We start from the raw sequence: 15,149 nt of genomic DNA, 5'->3' as shown, positions 1-15,149 counted from the left end.
CAGGCTCGAAGGACTTTATCGGGCGGAACGGGGCAGATGATCGCACCACTCAGTCGCAAGCCAGTGGCGCCGACCTTCATGGGACGGCTGCGCGACGACAAGCGCGGGTCGACGCTGGCGATGCTGGCGATCGCCCTCATCCCGCTGTCGCTCATGGTCGGATCGGGTATCGACACCGCGCGACTCTACGTCGTCAAGGTGCGGCTGCAACAGGCATGTGACGCCGGTGTGCTCGCGGGGCGCAAAGCGCTGGTGTCGTCGTCGTCGACCACGCTCGATTCCAACGCCGATGCCCAGGCGCGGACGTTCTTCGGCAACAACTTCAAGGCCGGCTGGATGAAGACCAACACGGTCAGCTTCACGCCGTCGAAGACCAGTGACCAGCAGGTATCGGGTGTCGCATCCGCCGTCGTGCCGATGACGATCACGGGGTTCTTCGCGCCGCCGGTGACCATCAACGTCGCGTGCGAGGCACGCTACGACGTCGCCGACACCGACATCATGTTCGTGCTCGACACCACCGGGTCGATGGCGTGCACCGCCGCGGGTTCTTGCAGCGGTACGGTGGATACCTATACGCGGCCCGACGGCACCACGGGCTACCATGCGCACGAGGTTTCGGGATCGAAGATTTCCGGGCTGCGCACCGCGGTACTCAATTTCTACGACACCGTCGCGGCCAACGCCGACCCGACGACGCACATCCGCTATGGTTTCGTCACTTATACATCGACGGTCAATGCGGGGTACGCGCTGCCGCAGAGCGCGATCGTCGACAGCTGGACCTATCAGTCGCGCAGCATCGTGGGCGACGCCAACAACGGGTCGTCATCGAACAACACGCAGACCGGCGTGGGACAGACGAACTGCAACAACATGGCTGGCCGATCCCCCGCCTCCGGGTTCAATACCGATGGTACGGCGACGCGTGTCACGACATCGTGGAGTAGCGGCAGCGGCGGCACGTGCGTGATCACCACGCAACCGCTCAAGCCGACCTGGCGCTATCAACCAGTTACGTACAACACGAGCCAGTACAAGACCGGCGCAACGGTCGACGACCCGAGCAAGGTCGACGGCACGACGAGCAAGTGGCAGGGCTGCGTCGAGGAACGCGATACGACCGCGACGGCGACGTTCGACGTCAACAACCTGCCGCCCGACCTCGACCCCGATCTGGCAGCAAGCAGCGATTCGACCAAATGGCGGCCGATGTGGCCCGAGGTCGAATATTATCGCGGAAACAACACGACCTATGATTATTCGGGCAACGTCAGCAAGCCGTCGACGCCCCCGGCGCCGTTCGTCTATGGCGACTATACGGGCAGTGGCGCGACACAGTCGCTGACCTCGGCCGGGGCGCCGGCCAATCTCTCCAGCGGTTATGTGTCGTGCGGCAAGCCGGTTTCGCGGCTGGCGGTGATGGCCCGGTCCGACGTCAGCAATTACGTCAATGCCAGCGACTTCGTGCCGCAGGGCGGCACCTACCACGACACCGGGATGATCTGGGGCACGCGAATGATCGCGCCGAACGGTGTCTTCGCGTCCGACACCGCGGCATGGCCGGGGCGCAACGAGCCCAACCGCTACATCGTCTTCATGACCGACGGCGACATGGCGCCGAACTACAACATCTACGGCATGTACGGGATGGAATATTACGATAAGCGAGTCACGGGGTCGAGCGGTCTCGGCAACGATACCGATTATCACAATGCGCGTTTCCTCGCGGAATGCGCCGCGGCCAAGGCACGCAACATCAAGGTGTTCGTGATCGGTTTCGGCCAGACGCTGACGACCCAGCTGACCCAGTGCGCCTCGCCCGGCAAGGCCTATTACGCGAGCGACAACGCATCGCTCAACCAGGCTTTCCAGGATATCGCCAAGCAGGTCGCGCTGCTCCGGATTTCGCAGTGATGCGCCGGCTCGGTTCCCTTCGGCGCGACACGCGCGGCGCGGCGATCGTCGAATTCGCCATCGTCGCGCCGGTCCTGATGACGATGGTCCTCGGGCTGTGCGACCTGTCGTACCAGGTCTACGCCAAAGCGATCCTGAACGGCGCGATGCAAAAAGCAGCGCGCGATTCGGCGATCCAGGGTGGGGCCAACAACACCGCGGCGCTCGACGCCAAGGTCACAGCGATGGTCCAGAACATCGCCAAGAACGCGACCATCGTGTTCACGCGCAAGAATTATGATTCGTTCAGCGTGATCAAGCCCGAGCCGTTCACCGACACCAACGGCAACGGCGTGCGCGACGCCGGCGAATGCTACACCGACATCAACGGCAACAGCCAGTGGGATGCCGACCCGGGGGTCAACGGTCAGGGCGGCGCGAACGACGTGACGCTCTATACCGCGACGGTCACCTATCCACGGCTGTTTCCGCTGTTCGGCGCGACCCAGACGATCACCGCGAACACGCTGCTGAAGAACCAGCCCTATGCGTCGCAGACCACGACAACCCCGACGACGGTGTGCACGTAATGGCGATGCTCTCCACCCTCTCGCGGCTCGGCCGCACCCCGCGGCGCCTGGCGCGCGACAACAGCGGCGTCGCGCTGCTCGAATTCGCATTCGGCGCGCCACTCGTGCTCATGCTCGGGCTGTATGGCATCGAGCTCGCCAACCAGGCGCTGATCAACCTGAAGGTCAGCCAGATCGCACTCAACCTCGCCGACAATGCGTCGCGCGTCGGTTTGATCAACAACGCCAATATCGAGCAATTGCGCGAAGTCGACATGAACGACGTGCTTCAGGCGGCGCGCAACCAGGGCGCGGGGATCAACCTGACCACCAACGGCCGCGTGATCGTGTCGAGCCTCGAAAAGGACTCCTCGGGCACGCAGCGTATTCATTGGCAGCGCTGCATCGGGCAGAAATCGGGGACGAATTACGATTCGACCTATGGCACGACGACGACCACCGCGGGCACCGACACGACGCCGGCCAATGCCGGCACGCTCGCGCCGAGCGGCATGGGCGACGCCGGCCAGCAGGTCAGCGCGCCGACCAACGGCGGCGTGATGTTCGTCGAGATCAACTACGACTACAAGCCAGTCGTCGGCCAATGGCTGATGTCGCTGATCGGATCGAGCTCGTTGCGCATTCACTACATCGCGTCGTTCATCGTCCGCGACAACCGCGACTTCGCGCAGATCTACAACCCCTCACCCACCGCGACGCGATCGACGTGTAACCTCTATCCGGCCTGAGCTGACGATAAGCGCGGGCACTTCCCCTGCTCCCGTTACAAGCCAGAAGGGCGCCGTCGAATATTCGACGGCGCCCTTCCCGTTTTTCGGCCGGCAGGTCAGAACTTGACCGAGACCCCTGCCCGGTAGAACCGGCCCAAGGCACCGCGGAAATACACATCAGTCGCGCCGCTCGACGGGAACGGCGGCTGCTGGTCGAGCAGATTGTCCACGTTGAGGCGGAACTGGAACCGCTTTGCGACCATGAAGGACATCCCCGCGTTCAGGAAGACCACCTGGTTGTAGTGGTTGATCTGATAGTTCGACGCATAATAATTGCTGACCTTCGCCGGCCCGATATAGGAGGCCTGCAGGAACGTTTCGAGCCAGTCGTTGCTGTACGTCAGGGTCGCGACACCCTTGTCCTTCGAATAGCCTGCCGTACCTTCGCTACGGGTTTTCGTCCCGCCCGAGATGCTCGATAGCTCGAACAGGTGCTGGTAGCTCACGCCGAGTCCGATATTGCTCGAGGCCCCGAGGAATGGCGTCGGGATGGTGTATTCGCCCTGGCCGACGATACCGCGATACCGCAGCTGATCACCATTGATGTAGCCGGCTATAACGTTCGACAGCTGCCCGCTGCTGTCGCGCTGGACGCGCGGGCAGTAGGCGTTGTTCGGATAGGTGGTCGAATCGTAGCATGCATTCAGCACGTCATCCGCGCCGAAGCTCGAGATGACGCCCTTGACCTTGATGTCGACATAGTCGGCCGAAATCGTCAGGCGGCGGATGAAGGTCGGCTGGATAATCGCACCGACGGTCCACGAATCGGCCGTTTCGTTCTTGAGCGTGTTATCGCCAGCGACGCCCTGGCGGAACGAGCGCTGCGAGGCCAGCGAGGTGTAGGCCGCCAAATCTGCCGCGGTCAGGCCCTTGGCCTGGAAAGCCGCGAGGCAATTCGCGGCCCGGCCCGACGGATTCGGTCCTTGCGTGATCAGCGTCGAGTCGCAGGGATCGTCGGCAAAGCCGAATGAACTCTGCGCCGGGTTGGCGAATTCGGTGATCGACGGCGACCGGATCGAATGGGTGAAGTTGCCGCGGAACGTGATGTCGCGGACGGGCTGCCAGCGGCCGCCCGCCGTCCAGGTGAACGCGCGCCCGTTGAACGAGTTGTCGACGTAACGCCCGGCCAGCTGGAGATTCAACGAGCGGATCGCGGGAATGTTGTTGCTCGGGCCGATCAGGTCGGCCTGAAGCTCCCCGAACGCTTCGTCGGTATTATAGCCGGCATCGATCGCTGCGATCGGAACCAACTGGCCATACGACAGGTACTGGCCCGGATTCGTCGGGTCTGGCTTGCCGAGGAACGCCGCGCTGGGATCAAACTTCGAATGTTCGTCGCGGTGCTCGTAGCCGATGGCGAACGACAGGTCGCCGCCGGGCAGCTTGGCAAACGGTCCGGACAAGGACGCAACGAAATCATATTGCTCGTTGGTCGACTTCGGCGTCGCCAGCATGGTGATGTAATTCAACGCCGCCTGGCTCGCCTGTCCCGTTCCGAACAGGTTCAACGGCGCGCAGACGTTGCTGATGGTGGGGCCGGTCGAACTGACCACACCCGGCCGGCACGTCGCCGTCGCAGGGCTGCTACCGATTGCGTCGACCGCGTTTGCCAGGTTCTGGGAATTCAGCACCGGTTGAACACTCTTGGTGTCCGACCGGCCGTAGTTCGCGCTGATCTCCCAGTGCCACTTCTTCCCGCCGATCCCCGTGAAGTCGCCGTCAAGCCCGACAACCGCGCGATAGGTGTTGATCCAGCCGCGCACCCGCCCGGTAATCAGATCGGTGTTGGCACGGTCGAGGAAGAAATAGTTTTGGACACCCACCAGCCCGACGTTCTGGTCGCTGAGCGGATTGTTGTTGATCGCGTTCTGGATGATCGTGCGCGACGCCGCCGACAGGAACGGGTTATTGATACTGATCTTATACGCGCCGGCATTGGGCAGGTCGCCCGGCGCCCCGAACAGGCCGCTGTTATATTCTGGCTGATCGCGCAGGTTCGTCCCTTCGCTGTGCGTGTACCACAGTTCCGCGAAGGCATGGATGCCGCTGGTTAGCTGATAGTTCGCTTGGAGAATGCCGCTGTAGCGCTTGGTGTTGGTCAGCAGGTTCGACAGGTCGGTCAAGCTGTACCCGTTCCCGCCCGACGCATTGGTGAAGCTGGTCGTCTTGCCGAAATTGATCGGAACAAGATTGCCCGACGCATCGAACTTGAGCGACTGATAGGGCACGCCACCGTCGACCCCTACGCCGTATGGGCCACCGAACAGCAAATTTTCGTAGGACGGCGGGAGCACAACGTTGGGGAAAGCGAACAAGCTCAAATACTGGCCCACCAGCGGGATGCCGGTGTCGGCAATCGAAGGGAGACGGCGGTCCGTATAAAGCTCACGCTGATACGGATACGCTGGATCGACGCGCGCATCGTAATACCGGCCGAGCGACGTCAGGTAGCGGTCATTATACAACAGGCCCTTCGACTCGTTATATTCACCGGCGAAGGTGATGTTGCCCTTGCCGCCGCCGAAATTCATGCCGGCGAGGACGCGGAACCGGTAATCCGGCGCATCGCCGCGATCCGAAATGCCGTATTGCGCGTCGAGGTCGAGACCCGAATACGACTTCTTCAGGATGACGTTGATCGTGCCGGCGATCGCGTCCGACCCATAAATCGGCGCGCCGCCCACCGCGACCGTTTCGACGCGGTCGATCAGCTTGGTCGGAATGAGGTTGAGGTCGACCTGCGAGCCGCCGGACCCGGTCGGGCCGAAAATGGTCGAGGTGTTCGAGCCGACAAAGCGACGGCCGTTGACCAGGGTCAGCGTGCGCTGCGAGCCGAGACCGAAGAAGTTCACGAAGCTCTGGCCGGGGCCGAACGACGATTGAGCACCCACCGGCGACGAATCGGCGATGCCGAATGCCGGCTGTTCGCTCAGCGCCTGCCCCAGCGTGCTGAAGCCGCGCGATTCGATCGCTTTGCTGTCGAGGACCAGCACCGGCTCGACCGTGTCGGTCGCGCGCCGTGCGATGCGCGAACCGGTGATGATGATATCGGGACCATCATCGCTGTTGGCCTGCGGCGTGTCGGCAGGCGGCGTGGGAGTCGGCGCCGTTTGCGCCGCGGCATTGGTCGCCGTCATCGCAACGGCGATTGCGATCGAAGAAACGGCCAGATTCATGGCGCGCGCGCGGGAGAGATTCATTATAGGCCCCTTTTTTGCCTCCGGACCGTCCCCACGGTCCCCGTATGCCGCCCCTCCGCGACGGTCAGACTAAGACACGCAAGCTGACCTATTGGCAATCTCTCTCGCGGCAAAATCTCAAAGCGTTGCAAACGAGCAACAAAAAAACCGCGCCCGGTTGACCCGGACGCGGCATTTTTCGGCAGCCGTGCGCTGCGATCAGTAGCGGTAGTGGTCCGGCTTGAACGGCCCTTCGACCGGCACGCCGATATAGTCCGCCTGTTTCTGCGAGAGCTTGGTCAGCTTCACGCCTAGCTTTTCGAGGTGCAGCTCGGCGACCTTCTCGTCGAGATGCTTCGGGAGGACGTACACGTCATTATTGTATTGGTCCGCCTTGGTGAACAACTCGATCTGCGCCAGCGTCTGGTTGGTGAAGCTCGACGACATCACGAACGACGGGTGGCCGGTTGCGTTGCCAAGGTTCACCAGTCGGCCCTTTGACAGGATGATGATCTGCTTGCCATCGGGGAACTCGACCAGGTCGACCTGCGGCTTCACCTCGGTCCACTTGTAGTTCGACAGGCCCGAAATCTGGATCTCGCTGTCGAAGTGGCCGATGTTGCAGACGATCGCCATGTTCTTCATGCCAGCCATGTGCTCGGCGGTGATGACGTCGGCATTGCCCGTCGCGGTGCAGAAGATGTCGGCGCGCTGCACCGCCTCTTCCATCGTCACGACCTCGTAACCCTCCATCGCCGCTTGCAGCGCGCAGATCGGGTCGATCTCGGTCACCAGCACGCGCGCGCCGCCGTTGCGTAAGCTAGCCGCCGAGCCTTTGCCGACGTCGCCGAAGCCAGCGACGCACGCGACCTTGCCCGCGAGCATCACGTCGGTGCCGCGGCGGATCGCGTCGACGAGGCTCTCCTTGCAGCCGTAGAGGTTATCGAACTTCGACTTGGTCACGCTGTCGTTGACGTTGATCGCCGGGAATGGCAGCTCACCCTTCTTGGCGATCGCGTACAGGCGATGGACGCCCGTGGTGGTCTCCTCCGACACGCCCTTGATGTTCTTGACCGTCTCGGTGAGGTAACCGGGCTTGCGCTTGATGAATTCCTTCACCGCGCGCTGCATCTCGACCTCTTCATCGTTCTCGGGCTCGGCGAACGACTGGCCGGCCTCGAGCTTGGCGCCCCACAAAGCGAACATCGTCGCGTCGCCGCCGTCGTCGAGGATCATGTTGCAGGTCTCGTCACCCCAATCGAAGATCGAGCCGACATAGTCCCAGTACTCGGCCAGGCTCTCACCCTTGATCGCGAACACCGGTACGCCGGTCGCGGCGATCGCGGCGGCGGCGTGGTCCTGGGTCGAGAAGATGTTGCACGTCGCCCAGCGCACCTTGGCGCCGAGCGCGGTCAGCGTCTCGATCAGCACGGCGGTCTGGATCGTCATGTGGAGCGAACCCGTGATCCGCGCGCCCTTGAGCGGCTGGGCGCTCCCGAATTCCTCGCGCAGCGCCATCAGGCCGGGCATTTCGGTCTCGGCGATGTTGATCTCCGCGCGGCCGAAATCGGCGAGGGAAATGTCTTTCACGACATAATCGGTCGTACGGTCGAGCACGGTGGCCACGTCAAAATTCTCCGCAAATGGATCGATGCCGCGCGCCCTACAGGCTGGCGCGGTCGATTGCAACACGGATATAAAGATTTCTTTATATGTCTCGGACGAGGACGGTCGCGGTCATGTCGGCGCGGTGGCGGAAACCGAGCGACCCGTAGAGTGCGATCGCCCCGGCGTTGGTCGCATACGAAGTCAGCCACGGCGTCTCGCCCCGCGCAATCATCCGCGCCGCGACCGTCCGCATCAACCCCCCGGCATAGCCGCGCCCGCGATGATCGGGGTGTGTGCAGACCGCGCTGACTTCGGTCCAGCCCGGGAGTTTCATCCGCTCGCCCGCCATCGCGATCAACGCACCGTCACGCCGCACGCCGACGAAATGCCCGAGGCGATTGGTGTGGCGGACATAGGGGCCGGGCTTGGTCAAGGTCGCCAGCGCGAGCATCTCATCCGCGTCGTCCTCTGTCAGATTGACGATGTCGAAATCCGGCGGCGATGCGCGCGTCAGCTGCTCGCAAACCATCTGCACCAGCCCGGCGGCGCGTTCCACGTGGAGACCGGGCGGCGCGGGCCAATCGGCACGCTCCACCATCCACAATTCGCCGTCGTCCGGAACGAGCGCCGCCAGCGCCGCGAGGCTGTCCGCCGACCGGTCCGCCGCCGCACCGAACACGCCATGCCCACGATCCAGCCGCCACGCCCGGTCGTCGCCCTCGGCGAGATGCGCCCACCCAGTCGTCAGCGCATTCCATACCGGGCGGTCGAGCGGATGGCTCACGCCGTCCCCGTCTCCGGTGCGAGCAGCCGCGGGTCGATCCCCGCGCTGGCGAATCCTTTCGCCCAGCGCTCGTCCGCGCCGGTGTCGTAGAGCAGCCCGGTATCGGCGGCGACGTTGAACCAGCCATGACGCAGCATCTCGCCGTCTAGCTGCCCCGCGCCCCAGCCGGCATAGCCGAGCGCGACGATCCACCGCGCCGGCCCTGCCCCCTCGGCAATCGCGCGCAGCACGTCGATCGTGCCTGACAGCGACCAGCGGCCCGCGACGTCGATCGTGTCCTGCCCGCCCCAATCGTTCGAGTGGATCACGAAGCCGCGCTGCGGCTCGACCGGCCCGCCGAAATGCACCGGAGCGTCGGGCGCGGCGCCATGATCGATATCGAACTGGTCGAGCACATCGTGCAGCCCGAGCCCCGCGATCCGCGCGCCGATCCCGATGCCGATCGCACCCTGTTCATCATGCCCGCACATCGCGATCACCGCCTGTTCGAACCGCGGGTCGCCGATCCCCGGCATCGCGAGAAGAAACTGCCCGACCAGAAAGCGCGTGGACTCCATCATTTGCACTGTAACGACCGTCACCCCGTTTCGTCACCGCTTGAAATTACGTCCCGGCATGCCAAGTGCGCTCACGATACTCTCTGGGAGAAGATGACATGACCGTTTCCGTCGGCGACAAATTGCCCTCGACCACCATCGTCAAGGCCACCGACAACGGGCCGGAAGCGCTCAGTTCCGACGAATTCTTCGCCGGTCGCAAGGTCGCGCTCGTCGCGGTGCCGGGCGCGTTCACGCCGACCTGCTCGGCGCGGCACCTCCCCGGCTTTCTCGACAAGGCCGACGAGTTGAAGGCCAAGGGCATCGACGAGGTCGCTTTCACTTCCGTCAACGACGCGTTCGTGATGAATGCCTGGGCCAAGGCGAACGAGTCTGACGGCAAGGTGACGATGCTCGCCGATGGCAACGGCGAGTTCGCTAAGGCGGTCGGGCTGACGATGGACGGCAGCAAGTTCGGACTCGGCGAGCGCAGTCAGCGCTATTCGATGATCGTCGACAATGGCGTGGTGACCGAGCTCAACGTCGAAGCGCCGGGCGAATTCAAGGTCAGTTCGGCCGAGCATCTGCTCGAACAGCTCTGAGTCGTCGCGTATCCGAAACAAAATGGTCCCGGTCCGGGAACGCTTGGTGTAATCTTGGCGTTTCCGTGACCATGACCGTTTCACTATCGGAGATGTAAGATGGCCGCCGCCAAGAAGCCGACCACCCCCGCCCGCGCCAAGCCCGCCGCGAAACCGGCCGCGGGCAAGCACTGGATCGATGCCGAAAAGCTCCTCGCCCGCGCGCAGAAGGAGGCCACTGCGCTGCTCGACCGTGCGCAGAAGGAGGCGGCCGCGCTGCTCGCCAAGGCGCAGGGCGCGATCGGCGACGGGGTGACCAAGACCGTCAAGGCAGCGAAGAACAACCCGAAAGTCGCCGCAGGTGTCGCGGTCGGGGCGGCCGCGACGATCGCCGGTGGCGCCTATGCCGCGAGCAAGATCAAGTCGGGCAAGAAGGCGGCGGCGAAGCCCAGGACCGCTACCGCCGCGCGCAAACCGGCGGCCCGCAAACCAGCCGCGCGCAAGCCCGCGCCCAAGAAGTCGTAACGCCTCCGACTTGCCAGCGTCACTCTCCTGCTTTAGCCGCAGGAGATGACGCAGGCTTCCGATATCGTCGCCGAGCTCAATCGGCTCTACACCGCTTCCGTTGGCCGCCTGCAACAGGCGCTGACCGACTATCTCACCACCGGCAAAACGCCCGACCCGGCAATGCGCACCGACGGGTCGTTCGCCTATCCCGAAATCCGGCTCACCTATAACGGCGAAAGCGGTCGTCCCACGCCGCTGCGCTCGTTCGGGCGGCTGAGCGAGGCCGGCGATTACCGCATCAGCGTGACCAAGCCGGCGATCTTCGCCGATTACCTCACCGATCAGCTGACGCTGTTGATGGAGGATTACGAGGTCACCGTGACAGCGGTGCCGGGCCGGCAGGAAATCCCCTTCCCCTACGTGCTCGATCCCGGCCACGCGCTGAGCCTCGACGAAGTGTCCGCGCTCGAACTGGCGCGCTGGTTCCCGGCGACCGAACTGGCGCATATCGGCGACGAGATCGCCGATGGCATGCCGACCCCGAACGAAGCGCGCCCGCTCGCCTTGTTCGACGGGCTGCGCACCGATTTCAGCCTCGCGCGGCTGCGGCACTATACCGGCACCCCGCCCGAGCACGTCCAGCGCTACGTCCTGTTCACCAACTACCACCGCTACGTCGATGAATTCGTCCGCTGGGCGTTCGACCAGCTCAGCCCCGGCCAGGACGGCACGCCGAGCCGCTTCACCGCGCTGTCGGGGGCGGGCGGCGTGCTGCTGCGTGCGGGCGACGATATCGAGGCGGCGCTGGCGGACACCGGCGCATGGCGGCGGCACCAGATGCCGGCCTATCACCTGATGGCCGACGACCACACCGGCATCACCCTGGTCAATATCGGCGTCGGCCCGTCCAATGCGAAGACGATCTGCGACCACCTCGCGGTGCTCCGCCCCGAGGCATGGCTGATGATCGGACATTGCGGCGGGCTGCGCCCTAGCCAGCGGATCGGCGACTACGTCCTGGCGCACGCCTATCTGCGCGACGACCATGTCCTGGACGACGTGCTGCCGCCCGAAATCCCGGTGCCCGCGATCGCCGAAGTGCAGGTCGCGATGGCACGCGCGGCGGAAGTGATCAGCGGCCAGTCGGGCGAGGATCTCAAGCGCCGCCTGCGCACCGGCACGATCGTCACCACCGACGACCGTAACTGGGAGCTGCGCTACACCCAATCGGCGCTGCGCTTTTCGCTCAGCCGCGCGGTCGGGATCGACATGGAAAGCGCCACCATCGCCGCGCAGGGATACCGCTTCCGCGTGCCCTACGGCACTCTACTCTGTGTGTCGGACAAGCCGCTGCACGGCGAGCTCAAGCTTCCCGGCCAGGCCAACCGGTTCTACGAGCGCGCGATCAACGAGCATATGCGGATCGGCATCCAGACCTGCGAGGAACTCCGCCTCGAAGGCGCCAAGCTGCATAGTCGCAAGCTCCGCGCATTCAACGAGCCTCCGTTCCGGTAAGGGCTGGCACGGCAACGAAACGATCTGTTATGCGTTGGCCGGTGAAATACTTGGCGTGACGTAGAACAGGGAACGACCGATGGCGACGACTCCGAAGAAGACGACCACCAAGCCCAAAACGAAAACCGCTGCGGCGAAGCCGGCAGCCGCGAAGGCGCCCGCGAAGCGCAAGGCCGCGGCCAAGCCCGTCGCCAAGGCCACCGGCGCGGCTGCCGCGACGACCCCGAAGACCAAAGCCGCTCCCAAGGCCAAGGCACCCGCAAAGTCGGCGGCCGCGAAACCGGCGGCGGCCACCGCTGCCAAGGCGGAATCGTCAGCCAAACCGAAGGCCACGGCCAAGCCCAAGACGGCGGCAAAGCCGAAATCGGCCGCACCAAAGGCCGCGCCTAAGCCGAAGCCTGCGCCGAAACCGGCCGCCGCTCCTGCTGCTCCGGCGGCACCCGCAGCGCCGACCCCCGCCCCGGCTCCCGCACCGACGCCGGCTCCGGCCGCATCCAAGCCCAGTGCACCGCCGCAACGCGAGAAGCCGCGCGGATTGCTCGCCAGCATCGCGGCGTTCTTCTCGGGGAACAGCAACTAGAGCGGCGCCGGGGTCCGCCCCGGCGCCCTCAGGCGATCATTTCCGGCCGTCGAGGCGGAACGTCACCGTCACGGCGACGTCGATCGGCACGGTGTCGCCGCGCGACGGCTCGAAGATGCTCTTGGGGCCGCGTGCCGCCATCGACATGCCGAACGTGAACAAGGTGCCGATATCGCCGCGTTCGCTCACGCTGACGACGGTCGCGCCCGAATAGCCCAGTTCGTCGGCATAGTTCTGCGCATCGAGCTTGGCCTTGGCGATCGCATCGCGCTTGGCCGCGCGCGCCGCGACCGACGTGTCGCCGATCGAGCTGAGCGGCGGCTGGTCGGCGCTGGCGCCCTCGGTCTTGCCGACGATGGCTTGCGCGGCGGTGATCGCGGCGCGGGTCGGCGCCTGGACCGAGAAGTTTTCCGACGCGCTCGGTTTCTCCTCGGTCGACTTCGTCTTGTCGTCGGCGGTCATCATGTCGGATAGCACGACGGGCGCGGTCTTCACCGTGCCCGGCTCTTCGGGCACCAACGTCGCGCCCGCCGCGGTCAGTTGCTGGAGCAACGCCGCCTTGCGCTTGGCCAGCGCGTCCTTGGCCTTGTCTTCGGTATCGCCGCTCGCGGTCAGGTCGATCGCCAGCACGAACTTTGTCGCGGGCGCGTCGACATGCCCGACTGCGACGACTTCGACCGTTACCGGACCGTTCGCCGGGCTCGCCAGCGCGAGCGCCAGCCACATAGGTGCCATTACCATCCGCTCGGTTTCCCCTTGTTCTGTTGATCGAGCCACGTTTTGAGCGGCGCGAAATAATCCACCAGTGCCTGCCCCGAAATCTCGCGGCTGCCGGTGAATGCTTGCAGCGCGTCGGGCCATGGCTTCGACTGGCCCATTTCGAGCATCTTCTGAAGATTCGCGCCCACCTGCTTGTTTCCATAGAAGGAACAGCGGTGCAGCGGCCCGGTCCAGCCGGCCTGCTTGCACGCCGCCTGATAGAATTGGAACTGGAGCAGACGTGCGAGGAAATAACGCATGTACGGCGTGTTGGCGGGGATATGGTATTTTGCGCCCGCGTCGAACCGCGTCGCGTCGCGCGCCACCGGCGGCTTGATCCCTTGATATTGCAGCCTGAGCGCGTCCCACGCGCCCTGATAATTGTCGGGCTTGATCGCGCCCGAGAACACGCCCCAACGCCATTTGTCGACGAGCAGCCCGAACGGCAGGAACGCGACCTTGTCCATCGCCTGGCGCAGCAACAGCCCGGTGTCCTTGTCCGCGCTCGGCACCTTCGCCGGATCGAGCAGCCCGATCTGGACGAGATAATTGGGCGTGATAGACAGCGCTACGAAATCGCCGATCGCCTCGTGGAATCCGTCGTTCGCGCCATTCTCGTACAGGAACGGCTGGTTCATATACGCGCGCTGATAATAGTTATGCCCCAGTTCGTGGTGGATCGTCACGAAATCGTCGGCGTTGACTTTCAGGCACGTCTTGACCCGGATATCCTGCTTGTTGTCGATGTCCCAAGCCGAGGCATGGCACACCACCTCGCGGTCGGCGGGCTTGGTGAATTGCGAGCGCGTCCAGAACGTCGGCGGCAGCTGCGCGAAGCCAAGCGAGGAATAGAAACCCTCGGCCGCCTTCACCATCTTGATCGCGTCGTAATTCTTCGCCTGGAGCAATGCACCGGTGTCGTACCCGATATCGCCCGCCCCCCTCGGCGCGACGATATCGTAGACGTTGCCCCATTCCTGCGCCCACATGTTGCCGAGCAGGTCGGCGCGGATCGGGCCGGTCTTGGGCTGAACCGCGTCGCCGTATTTCTCGTTGAGCTTCCAGCGGACATAAGTGTGAAGCGACAGGTAGAGCGGCTCGACCTGCTTCCACAGCCGGTCGGTCATCTTCGCGAATTCCTCGGGCGACATGTCGTAGCCCGAGCGCCACATCGCGCCGACGTCCGAATAGCCGAGTTCCTTCGCGCCCTCGTTGGCGATGCCGACCATCTTCGCGTAGCTGTCCTTCGACGGCGCGCCGACATTGTCGTTCCAGCTCGTCCACATCTCCTGCAGCCTGGCGGGATCGCGCACCGTGCCCATCGCGGCCTCGATGTCCGACCCGTTGATCGGCTTGCCATCGAGCGTGCCCTTACCCTTGCCGTAATCCGACTGGAGCTTGGTCGCGATCTGCGACAGCTCGTCCGCGGCGCCCGGGCGCGCCGGCGCGGGGAGCGTGACGCCGTTGCGCAGGATATCGAGCTTGCGCTTCGTATCGGGCGAGAGGCCCGGAACGTTCTGGTACTTCGCCGCCTCGCTCGCATATTTGACCCCGAGCAGGGTCAGCTTGGCGCCGATTTGCGCCGCCAACGCATCCGTGTCGTCGGTGATGTAGGTCGCGTTGACCCAGCCTATCTGGTTGCCCTCGACCGAGGCGTCGGCGAGCGTTTTCTCCGCATCGGCGACGAACTTGTCGGCATCGGCGGCGGTGGCGGAGGTCGGGGCGGCTGGCTTGCCGGCGAGCGCGACGGCGCCCGACAGGACCAGGGCGATCGCGAGGCTCGACGCCACGGCGGTGCGGATCATGTGTACGACTCCCCCAAATACGATGGGCGGACAGTGAGG

At 64.5% G+C, this 15,149-nt stretch carries 13 protein-coding genes; 6 read left to right on the top strand and 7 right to left on the bottom strand.

All coding sequences use genetic code 11. The annotated features are described in order from the left end of the window. The first annotated feature begins 36 nt into the window (after positions 1-36). Genes E7773_RS05875 through E7773_RS05865 form a run of 3 tightly spaced genes read left to right on the top strand, consistent with a single transcriptional unit; the run spans position 37 to position 3,214 of the window. Entirely contained in the window at positions 37-1,917 is a 1,881-nt protein-coding gene (locus tag E7773_RS05875; protein WP_293989409.1) for a TadE/TadG family type IV pilus assembly protein, read from the top strand. Further along, on the top strand, positions 1,917-2,486 hold the full coding sequence (locus E7773_RS05870) for a TadE family protein (protein ID WP_293989407.1): 570 nt from the start codon (positions 1,917-1,919) through the stop codon (positions 2,484-2,486). Before E7773_RS05875 ends, E7773_RS05870 begins: the two co-directional genes overlap by 1 nt. Next, complete coding sequence (locus E7773_RS05865; RefSeq protein ID WP_293989405.1) at positions 2,486-3,214, top strand: hypothetical protein; 729 nt, start codon at positions 2,486-2,488, stop codon at positions 3,212-3,214. Before E7773_RS05870 ends, E7773_RS05865 begins: the two co-directional genes overlap by 1 nt. 98 nt (positions 3,215-3,312) lie before the next feature. Here the strand turns inward: E7773_RS05865 and E7773_RS05860 are convergent, their stop codons facing one another. The 4 genes from E7773_RS05860 to E7773_RS05845 form a co-directional block, all read right to left on the bottom strand. Continuing rightward, positions 3,313-6,393, bottom strand: coding sequence for a TonB-dependent receptor (locus E7773_RS05860; RefSeq protein WP_293989403.1), 3,081 nt, complete (start codon positions 6,391-6,393; stop codon positions 3,313-3,315). 261 nt (positions 6,394-6,654) lie between these two features. Continuing rightward, positions 6,655-8,061 (bottom strand): adenosylhomocysteinase, encoded by a 1,407-nt coding sequence (gene ahcY / locus E7773_RS05855; RefSeq protein WP_293989401.1) that lies wholly within the window; start codon positions 8,059-8,061, stop codon positions 6,655-6,657. Between the two features lie 82 nt (positions 8,062-8,143). Further along, entirely contained in the window at positions 8,144-8,827 is a 684-nt protein-coding gene (locus E7773_RS05850; protein WP_293989399.1) for a GNAT family N-acetyltransferase, read from the bottom strand. Continuing rightward, positions 8,824-9,384: a YqgE/AlgH family protein gene (locus tag E7773_RS05845; RefSeq protein WP_293989995.1), complete on the bottom strand. Its 561-nt coding sequence runs from the start codon at positions 9,382-9,384 to the stop codon at positions 8,824-8,826. Before E7773_RS05845 ends, E7773_RS05850 begins: the two co-directional genes overlap by 4 nt. Before the next feature lie 98 nt (positions 9,385-9,482). Here E7773_RS05845 and E7773_RS05840 point away from each other — a divergent pair, with 98 nt between their 5' ends. From E7773_RS05840 to E7773_RS05830, 3 genes are all read left to right on the top strand, one after another. Then, on the top strand, positions 9,483-9,965 hold the full coding sequence (locus E7773_RS05840; RefSeq protein WP_293989396.1) for a peroxiredoxin: 483 nt from the start codon (positions 9,483-9,485) through the stop codon (positions 9,963-9,965). Between the two features lie 99 nt (positions 9,966-10,064). Further along, positions 10,065-10,469, top strand: coding sequence for a hypothetical protein (locus E7773_RS05835; RefSeq protein WP_293989393.1), 405 nt, complete (start codon positions 10,065-10,067; stop codon positions 10,467-10,469). A gap of 45 nt (positions 10,470-10,514) precedes the next feature. Continuing rightward, positions 10,515-11,966, top strand: a complete 1,452-nt coding sequence (locus E7773_RS05830; protein ID WP_293989390.1) for an AMP nucleosidase — start codon at positions 10,515-10,517, stop codon at positions 11,964-11,966. A 27-nt stretch (positions 11,967-11,993) separates the two neighbouring features. Here the strand turns inward: E7773_RS05830 and E7773_RS05825 are convergent, their stop codons facing one another. From E7773_RS05825 to E7773_RS05815, 3 genes are read right to left on the bottom strand one after another with little or no spacing between them, the layout of a single operon-like run. Further along, complete coding sequence (locus tag E7773_RS05825) at positions 11,994-12,542, bottom strand: hypothetical protein (protein WP_293989387.1); 549 nt, start codon at positions 12,540-12,542, stop codon at positions 11,994-11,996. A gap of 40 nt (positions 12,543-12,582) precedes the next feature. After that, positions 12,583-13,281: an SIMPL domain-containing protein gene (locus E7773_RS05820; protein WP_293989385.1), complete on the bottom strand. Its 699-nt coding sequence runs from the start codon at positions 13,279-13,281 to the stop codon at positions 12,583-12,585. Beyond that, positions 13,281-15,110, bottom strand: coding sequence for a M2 family metallopeptidase (locus E7773_RS05815; RefSeq protein WP_293989383.1), 1,830 nt, complete (start codon positions 15,108-15,110; stop codon positions 13,281-13,283). Before E7773_RS05815 ends, E7773_RS05820 begins: the two co-directional genes overlap by 1 nt. Positions 15,111-15,149: the final 39 nt, after the last annotated feature.

The sequence above is a fragment of the Sphingomonas sp. genome (genome assembly GCF_004799495.1).
Classification (GTDB): Bacteria; Pseudomonadota; Alphaproteobacteria; order Sphingomonadales; family Sphingomonadaceae; genus Sphingomonas.
The sequence above is the reverse complement of the archived record's forward strand: the minus strand, read 5'-3'. Positions and strand labels throughout refer to the sequence as shown.

What these genes read in the sequence shown, in the direction of transcription:
- E7773_RS05845 (WP_293989995.1), bottom strand. Translation starts at nt 9,384, where the DNA reads ATGGAGTCCACGCGCTTTCTGGTCGGGCAGTTTCTTCTCGCGATGCCG.
- E7773_RS05870 (WP_293989407.1), top strand. Translation starts at nt 1,917, where the DNA reads ATGCGCCGGCTCGGTTCCCTTCGGCGCGACACGCGCGGCGCGGCGATC.
- E7773_RS05860 (WP_293989403.1), bottom strand. Translation starts at nt 6,393, where the DNA reads ATGACGGCGACCAATGCCGCGGCGCAAACGGCGCCGACTCCCACGCCG.
- E7773_RS05875 (WP_293989409.1), top strand. Translation starts at nt 37, where the DNA reads ATGATCGCACCACTCAGTCGCAAGCCAGTGGCGCCGACCTTCATGGGA.
- E7773_RS05865 (WP_293989405.1), top strand. Translation starts at nt 2,486, where the DNA reads ATGGCGATGCTCTCCACCCTCTCGCGGCTCGGCCGCACCCCGCGGCGC.
- E7773_RS05840 (WP_293989396.1), top strand. Translation starts at nt 9,483, where the DNA reads ATGACCGTTTCCGTCGGCGACAAATTGCCCTCGACCACCATCGTCAAG.
- E7773_RS05830 (WP_293989390.1), top strand. Translation starts at nt 10,515, where the DNA reads ATGACGCAGGCTTCCGATATCGTCGCCGAGCTCAATCGGCTCTACACC.
- E7773_RS05815 (WP_293989383.1), bottom strand. Translation starts at nt 15,110, where the DNA reads ATGATCCGCACCGCCGTGGCGTCGAGCCTCGCGATCGCCCTGGTCCTG.
- E7773_RS05835 (WP_293989393.1), top strand. Translation starts at nt 10,065, where the DNA reads ATGGCCGCCGCCAAGAAGCCGACCACCCCCGCCCGCGCCAAGCCCGCC.
- E7773_RS05820 (WP_293989385.1), bottom strand. Translation starts at nt 13,281, where the DNA reads ATGGCACCTATGTGGCTGGCGCTCGCGCTGGCGAGCCCGGCGAACGGT.